Origin of the sequence: Erwinia plantamica, from assembly GCF_043420595.1 — a bacterium.
Taxonomy (GTDB): domain Bacteria; phylum Pseudomonadota; class Gammaproteobacteria; order Enterobacterales; family Enterobacteriaceae; genus Erwinia; species Erwinia aeris.
On record NZ_JBGCUC010000008.1, the window covers coordinates 72284 to 91152 of the forward strand.

General features: G+C 55.1%; 17 protein-coding genes. 11 read left to right on the top strand and 6 right to left on the bottom strand.

Features of this window, described 5'->3' with window-relative positions:
- The first annotated feature begins 84 nt into the window (after positions 1-84).
- Together AB3U87_RS10395 and AB3U87_RS10400 are read left to right on the top strand one after the other, a co-directional pair.
- On the top strand, positions 85-1434 hold the full coding sequence (locus AB3U87_RS10395; RefSeq protein ID WP_253456102.1) for an NCS2 family permease: 1350 nt from the start codon (positions 85-87) through the stop codon (positions 1432-1434).
- A 175-nt stretch (positions 1435-1609) separates the two neighbouring features.
- Positions 1610-3259 carry a Na+/H+ antiporter gene (locus tag AB3U87_RS10400; protein WP_253456099.1) on the top strand — a complete coding sequence of 550 codons (1650 nt, stop codon included), beginning with the start codon at positions 1610-1612 and terminating at the stop codon, positions 3257-3259.
- A 60-nt stretch (positions 3260-3319) separates the two neighbouring features.
- Here the strand turns inward: AB3U87_RS10400 and AB3U87_RS10405 are convergent, their stop codons facing one another.
- The 3 genes from AB3U87_RS10405 to AB3U87_RS10415 all read right to left on the bottom strand — a co-directional run bounded on the left by AB3U87_RS10405 (position 3320) and on the right by AB3U87_RS10415 (position 5719).
- Complete coding sequence (locus tag AB3U87_RS10405; protein ID WP_394148927.1) at positions 3320-3805, bottom strand: DUF943 family protein; 486 nt, start codon at positions 3803-3805, stop codon at positions 3320-3322.
- Positions 3802-4632, bottom strand: a complete 831-nt coding sequence (locus AB3U87_RS10410; protein ID WP_394148928.1) for a DUF3289 family protein — start codon at positions 4630-4632, stop codon at positions 3802-3804. The genes AB3U87_RS10405 and AB3U87_RS10410 overlap by 4 nt, the downstream gene beginning before the upstream one ends.
- Before the next feature lie 184 nt (positions 4633-4816).
- The gene (locus AB3U87_RS10415) at positions 4817-5719 is read right to left on the bottom strand and encodes a LysR family transcriptional regulator (RefSeq protein ID WP_253456093.1); all 903 of its coding nucleotides are present in this window, start codon (positions 5717-5719) and stop codon (positions 4817-4819) included.
- Positions 5720-5822: 103 nt separating this feature from the next.
- Between AB3U87_RS10415 and AB3U87_RS10420 the strand changes: the two genes are divergently transcribed.
- The 9 genes from AB3U87_RS10420 to AB3U87_RS10460 all read left to right on the top strand — a co-directional run bounded on the left by AB3U87_RS10420 (position 5823) and on the right by AB3U87_RS10460 (position 14305).
- A complete protein-coding gene (locus tag AB3U87_RS10420) occupies positions 5823-6248 on the top strand; it encodes a CidA/LrgA family protein (protein ID WP_253456091.1) in 426 nt (141 codons plus the stop codon).
- Positions 6241-6939 (top strand): LrgB family protein, encoded by a 699-nt coding sequence (locus AB3U87_RS10425; protein WP_253456088.1) that lies wholly within the window; start codon positions 6241-6243, stop codon positions 6937-6939. Before AB3U87_RS10420 ends, AB3U87_RS10425 begins: the two co-directional genes overlap by 8 nt.
- 142 nt (positions 6940-7081) lie before the next feature.
- Positions 7082-7627: a YfaZ family outer membrane protein gene (locus AB3U87_RS10430; protein WP_253456085.1), complete on the top strand. Its 546-nt coding sequence runs from the start codon at positions 7082-7084 to the stop codon at positions 7625-7627.
- Between the two features lie 678 nt (positions 7628-8305).
- Complete coding sequence (locus AB3U87_RS10435) at positions 8306-8815, top strand: fimbrial protein (RefSeq protein WP_369895082.1); 510 nt, start codon at positions 8306-8308, stop codon at positions 8813-8815.
- 193 nt (positions 8816-9008) lie between these two features.
- Positions 9009-11504 (top strand): outer membrane usher protein, encoded by a 2496-nt coding sequence (locus AB3U87_RS10440; RefSeq protein ID WP_394148929.1) that lies wholly within the window; start codon positions 9009-9011, stop codon positions 11502-11504.
- A gap of 47 nt (positions 11505-11551) precedes the next feature.
- The gene (locus AB3U87_RS10445) at positions 11552-12301 is read left to right on the top strand and encodes a fimbria/pilus periplasmic chaperone (protein ID WP_394148930.1); all 750 of its coding nucleotides are present in this window, start codon (positions 11552-11554) and stop codon (positions 12299-12301) included.
- A 125-nt stretch (positions 12302-12426) separates the two neighbouring features.
- Positions 12427-12930 carry a fimbrial protein gene (locus tag AB3U87_RS10450; protein WP_301252125.1) on the top strand — a complete coding sequence of 168 codons (504 nt, stop codon included), beginning with the start codon at positions 12427-12429 and terminating at the stop codon, positions 12928-12930.
- Positions 12927-13475, top strand: coding sequence for a fimbrial protein (locus AB3U87_RS10455; RefSeq protein ID WP_301252126.1), 549 nt, complete (start codon positions 12927-12929; stop codon positions 13473-13475). The genes AB3U87_RS10450 and AB3U87_RS10455 overlap by 4 nt, the downstream gene beginning before the upstream one ends.
- 59 nt (positions 13476-13534) lie before the next feature.
- On the top strand, positions 13535-14305 hold the full coding sequence (locus AB3U87_RS10460) for a hypothetical protein (protein ID WP_301730378.1): 771 nt from the start codon (positions 13535-13537) through the stop codon (positions 14303-14305).
- A gap of 51 nt (positions 14306-14356) precedes the next feature.
- Here AB3U87_RS10460 and actP read toward each other — a convergent pair whose 3' ends face one another.
- From actP to acs, 3 genes are all read right to left on the bottom strand, one after another.
- Entirely contained in the window at positions 14357-16009 is a 1653-nt protein-coding gene (actP, locus tag AB3U87_RS10465) for a cation/acetate symporter ActP (protein WP_369895085.1), read from the bottom strand.
- A complete protein-coding gene (locus AB3U87_RS10470) occupies positions 16006-16311 on the bottom strand; it encodes a DUF485 domain-containing protein (protein WP_369895087.1) in 306 nt (101 codons plus the stop codon). Before AB3U87_RS10470 ends, actP begins: the two co-directional genes overlap by 4 nt.
- A 157-nt stretch (positions 16312-16468) precedes the next feature.
- Positions 16469-18421, bottom strand: a complete 1953-nt coding sequence (gene acs, locus AB3U87_RS10475) for an acetate--CoA ligase (protein ID WP_301730338.1) — start codon at positions 18419-18421, stop codon at positions 16469-16471.
- Positions 18422-18869 lie beyond the last annotated feature (448 nt).

Genomic DNA, 18869 nt, shown 5'->3' on the forward strand with positions numbered 1-18869 from the left:
AATAGCGCTATCAGGGATGTAAACGTGGTACCAACCCGCCATCAGGCATCGATAATTCATAAGAAAGTTCAGGGGATTTCCATTATGTCGACTCATCATCAGACCGGCGGAACGTTAGACGCCTGGTTTAAAATCTCTGCACGCGGCAGTACCGTCCGCCAGGAGATTTTAGCCGGACTTACCACCTTCCTCGCCATGGTCTATTCGGTGATTGTTGTGCCGTCCATGCTCGGCAAGGCGGGCTTTCCTCCCGCTGCCGTTTTTGTCTCTACCTGCCTGGTGGCGGGCTTCGGCTCGGTCATTATGGGGCTGTGGGCGAACCTGCCGATGGCAATCGGCTGCGCGATCTCGCTGACTGCCTTCACGGCTTTCAGCCTGGTGCTGGGCCAGCATATCAGCGTGCCCGTAGCGCTGGGAGCCGTATTCCTGATGGGAGTGCTGTTTACGCTGATCTCTGCAACCGGCATCCGTGCCTGGATTTTACGCAACCTGCCAATGGGCGTGGCGCACGGCACCGGCGTCGGCATCGGCCTGTTTCTGCTGCTGATTGCCGCTAACGGCGTGGGCCTGGTCGTAAAAAACCCTGTACCTGGCGCACTGCCGGTCGCGCTGGGCGATTTCGCTTCCTTCCCCGTGTTGATGACGCTGGCAGGCCTTGCGGCAATCTTCGGTCTGGAAAAGCTGCGCGTGCCGGGCGGGATCCTGCTGACTATTATCGCCATTTCCGTGCTCGGACTGATTTTCGATCCGGCCGTAAAATATCAGGGGCTGTTTGCCATGCCTTCACTGTCGGATGCGCAGGGCCACTCGCTGGTGTTCAGCCTGGATATTCTGGGCGCGCTGAAGCCTGCGGTATTGCCAAGCGTGCTGGCGCTGGTGATGACCGCCGTGTTTGACGCCACCGGCACCATCCGCGCGGTAGCAGGCCAGGCGAACCTGCTGGATAAAGATCATCAGATCCTGAACGGCGGCAAAGCGCTGACCACCGACTCGGTCAGCAGCATCTTTTCCGGCCTTATCGGCGCTTCGCCTGCGGCGGTGTATATCGAATCCGCAGCGGGCACGGCGGCGGGCGGTAAAACGGGCCTGACCGCTATCGTGGTAGGCGTGCTGTTTCTGCTGATCCTGTTCCTGTCGCCGCTGGCTTATTTAGTGCCGGGCTATGCTACCGCGCCCGCGCTGATGTATGTCGGCCTGCTGATGCTGAGCAACGTTTCTAAAATCGACTTCAGCGATTTTGTTGACGCCATGTCCGGCCTGCTGGCCGCCGTGTTCATCGTGCTGACCTGCAATATCGTTACCGGTATTATGCTGGGCTTCGGCTCGCTGGTCATTGGCCGCATCTTTGCGGGCGAGTGGCGCAAGCTCAACGTCGGCACCGTGGTTATCGCTATCGCGCTGGTCGCTTTTTACGCCGGCGGCTGGGCTATCTGATCCCCTTTTACGAGGCCGGTTTTTCCGGCCTCCGTTCCGAATTTTTGCTTTTTTCCACGCAATAGCACACATCAGCTTTTTCAAGCCATCCCATTTTTGCTTTACTATTACACAGGGCATTATTTGTTCCGAGCCTGATATTTTTGTCGCTATCTGGAAGCTATGAAAGGACAACATGGAAATCTTTTTTACTATTCTCATCCTCACGCTGGTGGTCTCGCTCTCTGGCGTAGCCGCACGCATTATTCCTTTTCAAATCCCCCTGCCGCTGGTGCAAATTGTGATGGGCGCGCTGCTGGCGTGGCCGACTTTCGGCCTGCACGTCGACTTCGATCCCGAGCTGTTCCTGGTCCTGTTTATTCCGCCGCTGCTGTTTGCTGACGGCTGGAAGACGCCAACCAGCGAGTTTTTGCATCACGGACGCGAGATTATCGGCCTGGCGCTGGTGCTGGTTTTGATCACCGTGGTCGGCATTGGCTATCTGATCTACTGGCTGGTGCCGGGTATTCCGCTGCTGCCCGCCTTCGCGCTGGCGGCCGTGCTGTCGCCAACCGATGCCGTGGCGCTCTCCGGGATTGTCGGAGAAGGGCGCATCCCGAAAAAAATTATGTCGATACTGCAGGGCGAGGCGCTGATGAACGACGCTTCGGGCCTGGTGTCGCTGAAGTTTGCCGTTGCGGTCGCGATGGGCACCATGGTGTTCACGGTTTCTGGCGCGTCGCTGGAGTTCGTAAAGGTTGCCGTCGGCGGTCTGGTGGCCGGTATTGTTATCTGCTGGCTGTACGGCAAGTCGCTGCGTCTGTTCAGCCGCTGGAGCGGTGACGATCCGGCTACGCAGACGGTGCTGCTGCTGCTGCTGCCTTTTGCTTCTTACCTGATTGCCGAACATATCGGCGTATCGGGGATCCTGGCCGCCGTTGCGGCGGGCATGACCATTACCCGTTCGGGCATTATCCGTCAGGCGCCGCTGGCGATGCGTCTGCGTGCCAACAGCGTCTGGCAGATGCTGGAGTTTGTCTTTAACGGCATGGTGTTCCTGATGCTGGGCTTACAGCTGCCGGACATTTTACAGCTGTCCGTGACTCAGGCAGAGGCCGATCCTAACGTCGATCTGTGGATGCTGGTGCTGTCGGTAGTGCTGATTTACGCCGCGCTGATGATCGTCCGCTTCGCCTGGCTATGGACGATGCGCCTGATTAGCCAGCGCCTGCTGAAAAAGCGTCCAATGGAGTTCAGCAGCTACAGCCTGCGTGAGCTGCTGATTGCCTCTTTTGCCGGCGTACGCGGGGCTATCACCCTGGCCGGCGTGCTGTCCATTCCGCTGTTTCTGACCAATGGTGACGCTTTCCCGGCGCGCTACGAGCTGGTTTTCCTGGCAATGGGCGTGATCCTGTTTTCGCTGCTGGTCGGCGTAGTGTTGCTGCCGCTGCTGCTGCGCGGCGTGGCAGGCAGGGATAAGACGGCGCACCGCCATGAGATCCAGATGGCGCGCGCGGCGATGGCGGAAACGGCTATCGACAGCCTGCACAAGATGGAAGAGCGGCTGGCGGCCGATACCGAAGAGAATATCGACGCTGACCTGGTCAAAGAAATCGCGTCGCGAGTGATTGGCAATATGCGTCGTCGCGTGGACGGTAAGGACGATCTGGAGCGGGCGCTGTATGCGGAAAATCTGGAGCGCCGCTTCCGTCTGACCGCGCTGCGCGCCGAGCGCGGCGAGCTGTATCACCTGCGCGCCACGCAGAAAATCAGCAACGAAACCATGCAGAAGATGCTGCACGATCTCGACCTGCTGGAAACGCTGCTGATCGAGAAAGAAGAGTAGCGGGAAGACCGCGAGCCGCCCGGCTCGCGGTCTTTTTTACTGCTGTTAGCAGCAGTAGTATCAGCGTTCTTCCAGGATCAGCGGGCCGCCTGGTTTTTGGTAATAAGAGGCGTCTTCCATGGTGTAGCTCATGGTTCCCGTTGTCGCTCTGGTAACCTGCATCAACCAGTTTTCTTTTTTAATACATCTTTCCTCCGCTTTTATATCCTCAAAACAGAGCAGATGGTCGGTACTATGACTGGGGAAAAAAGTAGTGTCATCGGGTTTTTCTTGCTGATAACCGTCTTTAAAGTCCCAGATAGTTACCCAAAAAGTCTCGCCTTTTCTATTTAAAAGAAAAGGGTGTTGTTTATCCACTTTCCGGGCGTTTTCTTTCCACCATTCAATCTTTCCTTTGTTGGTCAGAGGAAAGTTTTTCACCAAAATATCTGTGACGGAATGATTCTGGTGAACAGCTATAACCTCTACAGGCCGTAGCATCATAACGATGACGTACAGCCAGCTGACTACGACCAGAGCCGGGAAAAATCTATTTATCTTTTTCACTTTTTGCTTCCCGTCAGCGTGATGGTCGCTGCCATATTGGTAAAGAAGGGCTTGTACGCGTACCTTCTCCAGCGCTGTAGCACAAACCAGATTCGGAAAATATTCAAATGATGAAAACGAGGATCCATGATATCGCGGTCATCAAGGCCAAAGTGATCCTGGCCTTTGTAATGCAGGGTGGCTTTGTATTTATCTCCGTTAACTTCCAGAGACTTTAGCGTGATTTTTGTCGCGTATATACCGTGCACTGACATACCCAGACCATTCATCTTGTCTTGTAATCTATTAAATGTCGGAAGAAAACTCTCTCCGATAACTTTTCTTAAAGCCTGTTTTTTATTTTCGGCAAAAAAACCATTATCCCAGTCTATATTTTCCCGTATGAATTTATCGATAACCTTTGACGAGTTTGCGTTATCTGAATGCGCGCTTTCTATCAACCTCTTATAAGCCCCATTTAATTCACTGCTGGAAAAGGGTTTCCCATCGCCATATTGAAAATGGTCGATTAGTGCCATAAACAGCCCGCGATGGCCGAAAAAAGAGAAGGGCCGCGACTCGCGGCGGAATTCGTTGAATAGTTTGGCTGCCACTTCATGATGGCGCATCTTATGACGTATCACGGCGTAATTGCTGATGGGAAAATCCGTTCTCTCTGCCCGCCAGGGATCGTACTGACCGGAAATCTTCTCTAAGCGAAAGTTTTTCCTGATCTGAAATTCGCTCAAATCGCCGCACTTCATATCGTCGGCACTATCGTCGTCCATGCGATTTTGCGTCTGAAAAAGAGTAAAGGGCAGGTGCAATGCCTGCATTGACTGCGTCATGCAATAATCCTTTTGCGTGTTAGCGAGCGTCATTGCTCCAGACAATAACATAGCAGCTTAAATTTTGTTCATCTTTAGCGGGCAGCAAAGAAAGAACGATCGCCTGTTTGCCCGCCAGAAGCCGAGGCCAGGCGACAATGTTGGCGGAGTTTATTGCTGTGCGCTTCTGGCGCTGTTATGGCTTTTATACCGACAGCGTTGGCGTCTGACCCGGCCAGAACTGGCGACAGCAGGCAATCCAGGCCTGCGCGCTCTTTGAGAGGTAGCTGCCTTCCCGCCAGATCAGGCCCAGCTGCCAGACCAGCTCCGACTCCAGCGGCAGCCACAGCAGATGGCTTTTATCCAGCCGCTGGCAGATCGGCTCCGGCAGGATTGCCACGCCCATACCGGCCTGTACCATCGCCGCGAGAAAATCCCACTGGCCGCTGCGTACCGCGATCTGCGGCGTAAAGCCGCTGGCCTGGAAGGCACGCATCAGCTGGCGGTTCAGCGAAAACTCTTCGTTATAAATCAGGATAGGATGCCCGGCCAGCTCGGCCAGCGGAATATGGGTACGGCGCAGCCATTCGCGGGTTTTCGGCACCAGCACGCAGAGCGGGTGGCTCATCAGCGGCAGCGCGTTCAGCGGCAGATCTTCCGCTACCGGCAGCGCGGTCATCGCAATATCCAGCGTGCCGGAAAGCACTGCCTGCTGCACGGTCAGGCCGCCGAATTCGGAAATTTTCAGCTCGACGCCGGGATAACGCTGGCGGAAAGCGGAGATCGAACCGGCAATCTGCATCCCCACCATTGGCGGAATGCCTAACCGCAGCTCGCCCGTTTTCAGGTCGTTGATATCGCTGATTTCCGCTTCCAGCTGCTTAAATTCCTGAAGGATAGTCAGTCCGCGCTGATAAACGGCCTGTCCGGTATCGGTCAGATGCAGCTTGCGTCCTTCACGGATCAGCAGCGTACAGCCCAGTTCATCCTCCAGCTGGCGCAGCATTTTACTGATGGTGGGTTGCGTGACGTACAGCTGCTCCGCCGCGCGAGTAAAGCTTTGCTGGCGCACCACTTCCACAAAATAACGCAGGGCTCTGACGTCCATAAACATTCCTGTAAGGCATAGTTCAGATAATATTAAGTCATTTTTTTCACCCTTTGGTACGGCTTTATACTCTCTTTACGCATTATTCAGAGAGAGACCCATCATGAAGCTGGCGATACGCCCGCAAAGCACGTGGCAGCAACGTATTCAGGTTCCGTTACAGGTGGTGCTGTATATCGCTTTTTTTCTGGCCGCGCAGCGGCTGGTTGACTGGTTGCGGCTGCCGTTGCCCGCCAATATCGTGGGCATGTTGCTGCTGCTGGCGTTGATTATGCTGCGGGTGCTGCCGCTGAACTGGGTGAAAGCCGGATCGCGCTGGCTGCTGGCGGAAATGCTGCTGTTTTTTATTCCTGCCGTGGTGGCGGTGGTTAACTATTCGCAGCTGCTGCGCGTGGACGGCTGGCGGATTATGTTGGTGATTATGATCAGTACGCTGCTGGTGCTTTCCGCTACCGCGCTGGTGGTGGATCGCGTCTATCGTTTTGAAATGCGGCTGGCGGCACGAAAAAAGGAGCGTCAGGGTGAATAACTTTTTTATCAGCCTGCTCTGTCTGCTGGCGACGCTGCTGGTCTATTTTCTCAATAAACGTCTCTACCGCCGCTGGCACAGGCTGCTGCTGATGCCGCTGGTGATGACGCCAATGGTGCTGGTGGCGCTGCTGCTGCTGACCCATATCTCCTGGCAGAACTATATCGACGAAAACCGCTGGCTGCTGTGGCTGCTTGGCCCGGCTACGCTGGCCTTCGCCGTGCCCGTTTATGAAAATATGGCGATTATCCGCCGCCACTGGCTGTCGCTTAGCGCGGGCGTGCTGACCGCCACGCTGGTCGCCGTTTGCAGCTCGGTATGGCTGGCAAGGCTGCTGACGCTGCCGGAGGCAATCCAGCGTAGTCTGGCGGTGCGCTCTGTCACTACGCCCTTTGCGCTGGCGGCGGCGAAGCAGCTGGGCGGGCAGCCCGATCTGGTGGCGCTGTTTGTGGTGATCACCGGCGTATTCGGCATGGCCGTCGGCGATCTGCTTTTTATTCGGCTTGCCGTCAAGCAGGGATTGGCGAAAGGCGCCGGGTTTGGCGCGGCCTCACACGGCGCAGGCACCGCTCGCGCCTATGAAATTGGTCAGGAAGAGGGCGTGGTCGCCAGCCTGGTGATGATGCTGTCAGGCGTGGTGACAGTGGTTATCGCGCCGCTGATTGGCCGCCTGATGTGGACGCTGGTTTAAAGCCTGTATGTTCGCCCCCTAACAGCAACATTTACTAAACAAGCCCTAAGATTCGTCGCATTCTCATTTTATTTCCTCTGTTGATGATCTATCCTCCGCTGCCGTCGGGAAACGGCGTAAGTAAATTCATCAGGAGAATAAAATGAAAGCAGTGGCAACTACCGCAGGCGCTCTGGCGCTGCTGGCGCTGGCCGGATCAGCGCAGGCGATTGAAGGCGGTGTCGACGTAGGTCGTGATTATACTAATGTACACGCGGGCATGGGCGCTGACTCGCCTGGTCTGGCGCTGACCGGTAACTGGTTGCGTAGCGATCACGACGGCAGCATGGGCAGCCTGGGTCTGGGTTACAATGTGGGTCTGGGCGATATCTTTATCACGCCTGGCGTGAAAGCGATTTCCACTAACCCAACCGATAGCAAAGACGGCTATGCCGTTGCGGTCGGCATTGGCGCAAGCGTTCCAGTCACCAATATGTTCAACGTATTTGGCCAGTATTACTACTCGCCGGATTCTTTCTCCAGCCACATTGATGACTACCAGGAAGCTTCCGCTGGCGTGAGCTTTAAGCCAATCTCCCTGGTTGACGTGCGCGTGGGCTATCAGTACCTGGCGATGAACGGCAAAGACGGTCGTAAAGACAACGTCATTGCTGACGGCGCATACGTAGGTGCATCCCTGCATTTCTGATGCCAAAGGCGGCAACCTGTAAAGGGTGGCCCGCCGCTGAATGTGTCCGGCTTCTGGCCGGACCTGCCTGCTCCCGGTACGGCTGATGCCCTGATACAGGCCGGGAACAGGCTTATTATGCTGAACTTTTAACAAGGTTTATAAAGTTGTTGCCGCTAATGTTCAAACAGGTGATATATATTAAAATATAGCAGCTTATATTAAGGAGCTTGCCTGATATTTTTAATACTCCGGCAAAGATAAATGCTATATATTTAAACCGCCCCGTTTGTTTCTTCTTTTTTTACATTTGTCATTTATAGAGTGACGGCGTGCAAAATGGGTTTTATTTGGTTTTTTATTCTAAAGAGCATCTCTGTTTGACGATTTTTTAGCATTTATCGCCAGTAACACCTTCCTGTCTAAACTTTCATTTTTTTCTGTCATTTTTTAAGAAAAAAGACCTTTCATCTGGAAATGTCTTCTGTAAGAATAATCCTGCCGCCCTGAACAGGTATTTATTAAGGATTGTATTTACCTGACAATGTAAATGGCCATTAATAAACTGAAGCGCCGTTAATGCATTATTAACTTATCTGTTTTTACAGGTTGGCTTTTTTTCAGCAAAGAAAATGATGTTATAAATAAACATTTATCATCCGATAAACGGAAAGGTTTATAATCAAAGGAATGTACTTTATGCAACTGAATAAAATCTTACTGTCAGCTATCGCCATTTTCGGCATGACTTCTGTAGCTTATGCCGACCAGGGACATGGTTCAGTGACTTTTTCTGGCTCCGTCATTGAGTCTCCTTGCTCAATTAATCCTGACTCTGTTTATCAGGACGTGCCTCTTGGGCAAATCTCGACTGTTACCCTGAAGGATGGTGGAACCTCCGATCCCCGTCCTTTCCAGATTAAACTGGAAAACTGTACGGTTGCGACCGCCGCAGCGGTAACGGCTACGTTTAGCGGACCGGAAAGCGCTACCGGTCTGTTGGGCATGACCGGGACAGTTAAGGGCGCGAGTATCGCCATCACTGATGGTACTGGCGCAGTGCTCAAGCTCGGCAGTCCGAGCGCTAAGCAGGTTTTGCAGACTGGCTATAATACGCTGAGTTTTTCTGCCTATGTGCAAGGTGATGGTAAAGACGTAACGCCTGGCGAATTCCAGAGTATTGCTGATTTCACACTTGCATATCAATAAGTCGATTTGACGGACCTTGTCCTCTCCCGGCGTTTCTGCCGGGAGTGTTTTCTGCCTGGGGAACAACGGCAAAACAGGTTCATGTTTGTCGGCAGAATGGCGGAATTATTTCCATGCTTAATTCCTCCGGCAAAAAATTATTAAATCGGTTATGAAAGGCTTACCCAGGGATTAACTTCTCGTAAGGATGCCGATGTCAGTGAATATTATATTAAAAAAAGATATTTTATGGCTGTGGCATGCCATCTTCCTGCTGATTCTTTGCTGTTTCGCGCGGTCTGTCGAGGCACGTGGAATAGAATTTAATACCGATCTTTTAGATGTGAAAGACAGAGCGAACATCGATCTCAGCCGTTTTTCTCAGGCGGGATATATCATGCCCGGTAACTACACTCTGAAACTTCAGATTAATGATAATGAGCTCCCCGAGCAGTCAGTAGACTGGTTTACGACAGAAGATAATGAAAAAGAAAGTAAGCCCTGTCTGACTGCCGCTCTGGTCAATTTTATTGGCCTGAAGCCTGAGCTACGCCCGCAGTTAACGTGGTGGCATGAGGGCCAGTGTCTGAATACCGACAGTTTGCCGGGTATGAGCCAGCGCGCTGATTTAGGCACCAATACGCTCTATTTAACTATCCCACAAATTTATCTGGAATACCGCGCGCCCAACTGGGATCCGCCAGCGCAGTGGGATGAGGGGATACCCGGCTTGTTGTTCGATTATTACGCCAGTGCCCAGACCCGACATGAGCACGAGAAGAAGACGGACAACACGTTTACGGGCAACGGGACGGCCGGGGCCAACGTTGGTCCCTGGCGCCTGCGTGCCGACTGGCAGGGGCGCTATGACAATCAGGCCAGTAATAACCTTAACTGGGACTGGACGCGTTTCTATGCCTGGCGCGCTTTACCGCACAGGCACGCCAGGCTGGGCGTGGGCGAACATGCGCTCTTTTCAGATATCTTCGACAGTTTTACCTATACCGGGCTGAGCCTGCGGTCTGATGACAATATGCTGCCGCCTAATCTGCGTGGTTATTCTCCGGAAATCAGCGGGATAGCGAAAACCAGCGCCAGAGTGGTGATCAGCCAGAAAGGGCGGGTCATCAAGGAAACCCGGGTCGCCGCCGGGCCGTTTCGTATTCAGGATCTCAACGAAACGATCAGCGGCGAGCTGGATGTGCGGGTAGAAGAGCAGGATGGCTCAGTACAAACTTTCAGCATCAATACGGCCAGCGTGCCCTATCTGACGCGGCCGGGCATGGTGCGCTACAAGCTGGCGGCGGGCAGGCCTTCCAACACTCAGCACCATATGGAAGGCGAGGGGTTTGTAAACGGCGAGTTCTCATGGGGCGTCAGTAACGGCTGGTCCCTGTACGGCGGGACGATAGCCAGTGAGGAATACCAGACGCTGGCGCTGGGCACAGGGCGCGATCTGATGGCTTTCGGCGCGCTCTCTCTGGATTTTACTCAGGCGTTTGCCCGGCGTTTGCCCGATCCGCTGCCGGATACGCAGAAAGGGGCCTCGTGGCGCGTCAGCTACTCAAAAAGGTTCGACGAAACCGACAGTGAAATGACCTTTGCAGGCTACCGCTATTCAGAGCAGGGCTATATGAGTATGCAGGATTACCTTAACGCGCATAAATACGGCAGGGCCTACGGCAACGGTAAAGAGATGTATACCGCCATCTTTAGCCAGCAGCTGCGCGACTGGCGGGCAAGCTTTTATCTGAATTACTCTCATCAGACCTGGTGGGATAAACCGGACAATGACCGTTTTACCCTGACGGCGACGAAATATTTTGACGCCGGGCGCTTGCGTAACGTCAGTCTGTCAGCCACCGCCTGGCGTAATAAATATGACGGCAGCAATGATGACGGTATTTACCTGTCGCTGTCTCTACCGTGGGGCAACAGCGGCACGCTGAATTACAACGGATCTTTTAATCAGGGTAATAACAGTCATCAGGCCAGCTACTTCAATACGATGGATGAGCGTAACAACTACCAAATCAGCGGCGGGGTTGCCGGTCAGGAGACGCTGGCAAGCGGCTATTACACCTATCAGGGAGACAGAGCGCGGATAAACGTTAATGCCAGCTATCAGGGCAACAGCTATTCAGCTTTAAGCCTTTCGGCGCAGGGCGGCGTAACGGCTACCGCACAGGGTGCGGCGCTGCATCGTACCAGCAGGCCGGGCGGCACCAGAATGCTGATCGACACCGCGGTAAAGGATATTCCGGTAAAAAGCTACGGCGCGGATACCTTGAGTAACCACTTTGGCAAAGCCGTTATCGCGGATATCAGCAGCTATTACCGTAACCGCATCAGTATCGATATCAATGCGTTGCCGGACAATGCTGAAGCGAGCGCTTCGGTTATCCAGCGCACCTTAACCGAAGGCGCGATTGGCTACGGTGGCTTTAAAGTGGTGACCGGGAGCAAAACCATGGCGGTACTGCGCCTGGAAAACGGCGAAGCCCCGCCGTTTGGCGCTACGGTAAAAAACAGCCAGCGTCAGGAAGTGGGCATTGTGAATGACGACGGCAGCATCTATCTGAGCGGTATCCAGCCAGGCATAACGATGCGGGTAAGCTGGAGCGGCAAAGAGCAGTGCGAATTTAAACTGCCGGAGAGCTTGTCCGGTGATATTTCTCAGCGTCTTTTATTGCCGTGCCGCCTGTTATAAACCGCGCAGGGCTGCCGCTGATAGTTGACATGGTGTAAGGGGAAAAAATGAGATCATATAAAGCAGGTTTATCACGCATCGCCGTTTTACTCTCCGTCCTGGTGGCTGCACAAAGCTATGGCGCTGTTTCGCTCGATCGTACACGCGTGATTTTTGAGGGCGGCCAAAAGTCTGTCAGCCTGGGCGTCAGTAACGATAATAAACAATTACCCTATCTGGCGCAGGGCTGGATAGAAGATAGCCAGGGTAAAAAAATCCAGCAGCCGCTGACTGCTCTGCCGCCGGTACAGCGCATTGAGCCGGGCAGCAAAAGCCAGGTAAAAATAGAGACGTTGCCTTCCGTGGGCGCGCTGCCGCAGGATCGTGAAACCTTGTTCTACTTTAATCTGCGTGAGATCCCGCCGCGATCCGAACGCCCCAATACGCTCCAGCTTGCCTTGCAGACAAAGGTAAAATTATTTTATCGCCCGCAGGCGCTGGTGCCCAAAAGAAACGCGGTGCCCTTTCAGGAGCAGCTGACGCTGACTCGCGCCGGCGATCGCTATCAGGTAAACAATCCCACGCCCTATTTCGTGACGCTGATCGATGGCCGCAACGCCGCCAGGAATAGCGCCATCAATGATTTCAAGCCGCTGATGATCGCGCCGAAAAGTAAAGGCGTGCTTGAGGTCAGCGCTGAAGCGCTGGGGAGCCGCCCGCTACTCACCTATATCAACGATTACGGCGCCCGTCCGCAGTTGCAGTTTACCTGTAGCGGGGATCATTGTAAGGCCACGGCGGTCAGGCCCGCTGGCTAAGCGCATAAAGTTTTGCCGCTTCGCCAGAGCAGCCGCGCAACGCTTCTTTGCTTAACCGCGTTTTGCTCGGGCTGCGGCAGGTTTATGTTGGATAAGTCGTGATAAACGGCGGCAGGAATAAACAGATGGACAGGACAACCACCTTTGCAAAAGCGGTGCTCTGCACGCTAACAGGATTAACGCTATTTTCAGGCCGGGTGACGGCAGCGCCGGAGGTATTTACCTTCACCATGACGGCCAACGTGGTGCAGTCTGCCTCCTGTCAGCTTAATGAAGGCAAAAACGTTGAGGTTTCCTTTGGCGATCAGGTAGATATTGCAAAAATCAACGGCACTAATTACCAGAGCGAGATTGCTTATAACTTTAGCTGCAAGCAGCAGGGTAAAAATGCGGTAACGCTGCAAATCGACGGCACGGGCGCAGATTTTGGCCAGGGGATGCTGTATGTCCAGCCCGGCCTGGCCATTAAAATAATGAACGACGGTAAACTCCAGCCGGTAAACACCTCGTTTGCCATTGATGGCACGGATCCCCCCGTTCTGATGGCCGTGCTGGTGAAAAATGCGGCGGCCTCGTTAACACCCGGGTACTTTGAGGCGACGGCGACAATTAAGGCGGTCTACGAATGAAAAGGGGATTATTACGCTGCCTGTGGTCAGGCCTGGGGATGATGCTGTGCGTTGCGCTCGGCTATGCCGCGCCTGTAGAGGTAGCGGTGAAGGCCAAATTCAGCGGTACGCTGGTTGAAAATCTCAGCCCCTGTACGATACGGCCCGGCGATGAATACATTACGCTCCCGCTGGCGGCCGTCACGCTGAACATGTTGCAGAACTCGCAGGAAAGCCCGCGTTACCCGTTTGCCGTTCATCTGGAAAACTGCGAGTTTGATGCAACAACGCCAGGCCGAATTGAAGTTTTCCTGCGCGGGAATGGGGACAGTAACGGGATGCTGCAACCGGATGCAGGCAGTACCGCTACCGGCATCGTTATCGGCATCGAAAATGTGCGGGGCGCGCCGCTGGCGGTCAATGCCGCCTCGCCGGGCCTGACGCTGTCTTTGAATGCTGCTGATATCGTTATCCCGATGCAGGCCTATCTACGGGCGGACGGCGCGACGCCGCCGACGGCGGGAGAATTCACCGCCAGCCTGAATTACATCATCGAATACCCCTGAACCGACGCAGCCCGCCGCCGCCGTACGGGGTGCTGGCTGGCTCATAACAAGGAGATAAAATGAAAAGGATTATGTTCGCGCTGAGCCTGATCTGTTTTTCAACGTCGGCGCTGGCGTGGTACTACAATTCCGTGCCGGGCGTCACGACCGGCCTGACGGTCAGAAACAATATGATTACGGTGGAGGCCGGCACCGATGTCTGGCTCTGCTCCAGCAGAGGCAACGATCGTGACCTTGTGTTCCATATCTATGGCCTTACCGTCCGCGATCCTGAAGTGGCCGCCACGTTTATCGGAATGAGCGATGCGCCCGGCGGCGCGCCAACCGTACAACAATGCCAGAACGCCACCGACGAACCAGCAAGTCGGATAAAAGTCGCGCAATACCGCTTAACGCAAACGGTAAGCGTACCGGTACAGGAAGGCGATTACAGCGCCTGCTGGTCAGGATGGGATGGCCTGGGCAAAGACGCACGCTGCAGCGGCGGCATACCGATCACGCCGATCGATGACTGCCATGCAGAGCTGGTGAGTTACCCCAACGATCTGGGGACGGTTATCGTCGGCGAGCCCATTAACCGTAACCACAAGGTAGGGGACCTCACGTTAATATGCAAAACGGTGCCGTCGACTACAGTGGAGATTACGCAGCAGGCATCGGCGGGGAACGTGCTCGAGCAGCAGATCCTGGATGAAAGCGGTAAAAAACTTGAGGGACTGAAGGTTTTTACCAGCGGCGTAACCGAGGCGCTGTATATGCAAACAACCGGAACGCCGAAAGTGGCACAGCGTATAGAGGATAGCGTGGTGGTGGTGCTGAACTACTACTGAGGGCGCGCGTTGCTGCGCTGCAAGGCGGCCAGCCGCCTTGCAGATCGCTACTTAGTGACTTTTCCCGCTTTCAATGCCCACGCCGGTTTGCGAACGCACAAACTGCGCCTGGAAACGTTGCCGCTCCTGCTGGCCTTCCTGCGAGTGGTCGGTCACGGAAAACAGCCAGGTGCCGATAAAGGCGACCAGCATAGAAAACAGCGCCGGATACTCGTAGGGGAAGACCGGCTTCGCGTGGCCCAGCACCTGCACCCACACCGTTGGCCCCAGGATCATCAACACGACCGCCGTCAGTAGCCCCAGCCAGCCGCCTGCCATCGCACCTCTTGTGGTCAGTTTCGACCAGTACATCGACAGCAGAATAATCGGGAAGTTACAGCTTGCCGCAATCGAGAAGGCCAGCCCGACCATAAAGGCGATATTCTGTTTCTCAAACAAAATACCCAGCGCGATAGCGACCACCCCCAGCACCAGCACGGTGATTTTCGAGACGCGCAGCTCCTGCTTCTCGGTGGCCTGGCCCTTTTTCACCACGCTGGCGTAAAGGTCGTGCGATACCGCCGATGCGCCCGCCAGCGTCAGCCCGGCAACCACCGCCAGAATCGTGGCGAAGGCCACTGCGGAAATAAAGCCCAGGAACAGGCTGCCGCCAACGGCATCGGCCAGATGCACCGCCGCCATATTGTTTCCGCCAATCAACAAGCCGGTGGCATCCTTAAATGCCGGATTAGCGCCGACCAGCAGAATAGCGCCGAAGCCGATAATAAAGGTCAGGAAGTAGAAGTAGCCCATAAAACCGGTGGCGTAGAACACGCTTTTACGCGCCTCGCGGGCATCGCTGACGGTAAAGAAGCGCATCAGGATATGCGGCAGGCCGGCCGTACCAAACATCAGCCCCAGCCCGAGCGACAGCGCGGAAATCGGGTCGTGCACCAGCCCGCCGGGACGCATGATCGCCACGCCTTTAGGATGCACCGCCATCGCTTGGGTAAAGAGATTATTAAAGCTGAAGCCCACGGTTTTCATCACCATGATTGCCATAAAGCTGGCGCCGAACAGCAGCAGCACCGCCTTGATAATCTGCACCCAGGTGGTCGCCAGCATGCCGCCGAACAGGACGTACAGCACCATCAGGATCCCCACCAGCACCACGGCGACGTGATAGTCCAGGCCAAACAGCAGCTGGATAAGCTTACCCGCGCCGACCATCTGCGCAATCAGATAGAGCGCCACCACCACCAGCGAGCCGCAGGCGGAAAGCGTGCGAATAGGCAGCTGTTTCAGACGATAGGAGGCAACGTCGGCAAAGGTATAGCGTCCCAGGTTGCGCAGCCGTTCGGCGATCAGAAACAGGATAATCGGCCAGCCGACCAGAAAACCCAGCGAATAGATCAGGCCGTCGTAGCCGGAGGTATAAACCAGCGCGGAGATCCCCAGGAATGAGGCGGCGGACATAAAGTCGCCCGCCATCGCCAGGCCGTTCTGAAAACCAGTGATATTGCCGCCTGCGGTATAATAATCGCTGCGCGAACGGGTGCGTTTGGAGGCCCACCAGGTGATACCCAGCGTGGCGGCCACGAAGATCAGGAACATCACGATCGCTTCAACGTTGGTGGGCTGTTTTTCAACCGCGCCGCTAATCGCATCGGCGGCGCGGGAGGAAACAGGCAGCAGCAGGGCGAAATAAAGGAAAAGTTTCATCATTTCACCTCATCCAGCAGCGCTTTGGTTAAGCGGTCGAATTCGCCATTGGCTCGCCAGACATAAATACCGGTTAAAAGAAAAGAAATAACGATCAGCCCAATGCCAATCGGAATACCACGGGTAACATTGGTATTAGCGTCAAGCGGCGTACCCAGCCAGCCTGGCGCAAAGGCGATTAATAAAATAAAGCCGACGTAGAGAATAAGCATTATTACCGAGAGCAGCGTGGCGAAGGCCTGGCGTTTTCTGACCAGCTCTTTAAAGCGCGCGCTTTTTTCAATCCGCTGATATCTATCGTTCATCACAGAGTCTCCAGAGATAATTGCAAGAGCTGTTATGAGATCCGGCTTGACTGAGCGACCGCGCCGGTAATGCCTCATCATCGGGAAGCTGATAAATAAAGGGCAGCGTGATAATCATTACGCTGCCCGATAAAGCTATACTGCCTTTTGCTTATTTTCAGGGCATGGCAATACCCTGTTTCTCCTCCAGCAGTTTTTCCACCACGCCCGGATCGGCCAGCGTCGAGGTATCGCCTAAATTGGTGGTATCGCCAGCGGCAATTTTGCGCAAAATACGGCGCATAATTTTCCCGGAGCGGGTTTTCGGCAGGGAGTCCGTCCAGTGCAGCACGTCCGGCGTGGCGATAGGGCCGATCTCTTTACGCACCCAGCTGCGCACCTCGCTGTAAAGCTCGGGCGTCGGCTCTTCGCCGCTGTTCAGCGTGATATAGGCGTAGATGGCCTGGCCTTTAATGGCGTGAGGAATGCCGACCACGGCCGCCTCGGCGATTTTAGGATGGGACACCAGTGCAGATTCTATCTCCGCCGTGCCCAGCCGATGGCCGGAAACGTTCAGGACGTCGTCCACGCGGCCGGTGATCCAGTAATAGCCGTCCTCGTCGCGTCGCGCGCCGTCGCCGCTGAAGTACATGTTTTTAAAGGTAGAGAAGTAGGTCTGTTCAAAGCGCTCGTGATCGCCGAACAGCGTGCGTGCCAGGCCTGGCCAGGCGTCAACGATCACCAGGTTGCCCTCGCAGGCACCTTCCAGCGCGTTGCCTTCGTTATCGACCAGCGCGGGCTGCACGCCGAAAAAGGGTTTGGTGGCCGAACCGGCCTTCAGCTCCGTCGCGCCAGGCAGCGGCGCGATCATAAAGCCGCCCGTTTCCGTCTGCCACCAGGTATCGACAATCGGGCAGCGGCTATTGCCAATTTTCTGGTAATACCACTCCCAGGCTTCCGGGTTAATCGGTTCGCCGACGGAACCCAGAATACGCAGCGTGGAGCGATCGGTGCCGCTAATGGCCTTGTCGCCCTCCGCCATCAGCGCGCGAATTGCCGTAGGCGCGGTATACAGCAGCGTGACTTTATGTTTATCCACCACTTCCGCCATCCGGCTCGGCTTCGGCCAGTTCGGCACGCCTTCAAACATCAGCGTGGTCGCGCCCAGCGCCAACGGGCCGTAAAGCAGATAGCTGTGGCCGGTGATCCAGCCGACGTCGGCGGTGCACCAGTAGATATCGTCGGCATGATAATCAAAAACGTATTTGAAGGTGGTCGCCGCGTAAACCAGATAGCCGCCGGTAGTATGCAGCACACCCTTCGGCTTGCCGGTGGAACCGGAGGTGTAAAGGATAAACAGCGGATCTTCCGCGCCCATCTCTTCCGGCTGGTGGTGCGCGCTGGCCTTGTTCACCAGCTCGTGCCACCACAGATCGCGGCTGTGCCAGTCGATATCCGCGCCGGTGCGGCGGAAAACCACCACGTTGCTTACCGTGGTGACGCTGGGATTAGCCAGCGCCTCATCGACGTTCTTCTTCAGCGGGATGGCGCGCCCGGCGCGAATGCCCTCATCGGCGGTCACCACCAGCTTCGCGGCGGAGTCGACGATGCGTCCGGCAACGGCTTCCGGCGAGAAACCGCCAAAAATCACCGAGTGCACCGCGCCGATACGCGCGCAGGCCAGCATGGCGACGGCGGCTTCCGGCACCATTGGCATATAGATCGCCACCACGTCGCCTTTACCTATGCCCAGCTCTTTCAGCGAGTTGGCGAAGCGGCAGACTTCGCGATGCAGCTCGCGAAAGGTCAGCGTCTTGCTTTCGCTGGCGTCGTCGCCTTCCCAGATAATCGCCGGATGGTCGCCCCGGCTGTGCAGGTGGCGATCCAGACAGTTGGCCGCCAGATTGAGCGTGCCGTCTTCAAACCAGCGGATATTAATATTACCCGGCGCAAATGAGGTGTTCTTCACGCGGGTGTACGGTTTTATCCAGTCGAGGATTTTACCCTGTTCGCCCCAGAACGCCTCGGGATCCTGTACGGACTGCTGGTACATCGACTGATACTGCTGGGCAGTGATCAGCGTATTTTCCGCGATATTCGCGGGAACGGGATGTCGGTGTTGTTGGCTCATGGCTACTCTCCTTGAAGATGTTAATAATATGTCAATCAAAGGTTGGATGGAGCGAGCCGCCGGGCTTTGTTTGCTTTTTGCGCCATGGATCACGCCATAACGTCAGGTGATGAAAATGGTCAAAAAGTTGCCATAATACGGTGGAACTTTCTGCAACCGTCGCCCACTCATTCGCCGCATAACGCAAACGGGCTGTACAAAAGGCGCACAACTAAACCTGGCTGTTCGCCTGGCGTCTGGCGAGCAACTGCATAGCTATGCGCAAGTATGGAGATATATTGCTAATTATAACAAAGAGTTAGTCGTACACGTCGATTCCAGAGCTTTATCCTGTTCGGCGATGATAGTTTAGCCGTATATCACTTAGGGTTGCATTTATACCCGTGAAAATGGTACTGATTACGCGCCTGCAAATCAGGTATCAACCATCCATTATCCGCGCATTCGC

Coding starts and splice junctions, on each gene's coding strand:
- AB3U87_RS10395 (WP_253456102.1), top strand. CDS start 85: ATGTCGACTCATCATCAGACCGGCGGAACGTTAGACGCCTGGTTTAAA.
- AB3U87_RS10400 (WP_253456099.1), top strand. CDS start 1,610: ATGGAAATCTTTTTTACTATTCTCATCCTCACGCTGGTGGTCTCGCTC.
- AB3U87_RS10410 (WP_394148928.1), bottom strand. CDS start 4,632: ATGACGCAGTCAATGCAGGCATTGCACCTGCCCTTTACTCTTTTTCAG.
- AB3U87_RS10415 (WP_253456093.1), bottom strand. CDS start 5,719: ATGGACGTCAGAGCCCTGCGTTATTTTGTGGAAGTGGTGCGCCAGCAA.
- AB3U87_RS10420 (WP_253456091.1), top strand. CDS start 5,823: ATGAAGCTGGCGATACGCCCGCAAAGCACGTGGCAGCAACGTATTCAG.
- AB3U87_RS10430 (WP_253456085.1), top strand. CDS start 7,082: ATGAAAGCAGTGGCAACTACCGCAGGCGCTCTGGCGCTGCTGGCGCTG.
- AB3U87_RS10435 (WP_369895082.1), top strand. CDS start 8,306: ATGCAACTGAATAAAATCTTACTGTCAGCTATCGCCATTTTCGGCATG.
- AB3U87_RS10440 (WP_394148929.1), top strand. CDS start 9,009: ATGTCAGTGAATATTATATTAAAAAAAGATATTTTATGGCTGTGGCAT.
- AB3U87_RS10445 (WP_394148930.1), top strand. CDS start 11,552: ATGAGATCATATAAAGCAGGTTTATCACGCATCGCCGTTTTACTCTCC.
- AB3U87_RS10450 (WP_301252125.1), top strand. CDS start 12,427: ATGGACAGGACAACCACCTTTGCAAAAGCGGTGCTCTGCACGCTAACA.
- AB3U87_RS10455 (WP_301252126.1), top strand. CDS start 12,927: ATGAAAAGGGGATTATTACGCTGCCTGTGGTCAGGCCTGGGGATGATG.
- AB3U87_RS10460 (WP_301730378.1), top strand. CDS start 13,535: ATGAAAAGGATTATGTTCGCGCTGAGCCTGATCTGTTTTTCAACGTCG.
- actP (WP_369895085.1), bottom strand. CDS start 16,009: ATGATGAAACTTTTCCTTTATTTCGCCCTGCTGCTGCCTGTTTCCTCC.
- AB3U87_RS10470 (WP_369895087.1), bottom strand. CDS start 16,311: ATGAACGATAGATATCAGCGGATTGAAAAAAGCGCGCGCTTTAAAGAG.
- acs (WP_301730338.1), bottom strand. CDS start 18,421: ATGAGCCAACAACACCGACATCCCGTTCCCGCGAATATCGCGGAAAAT.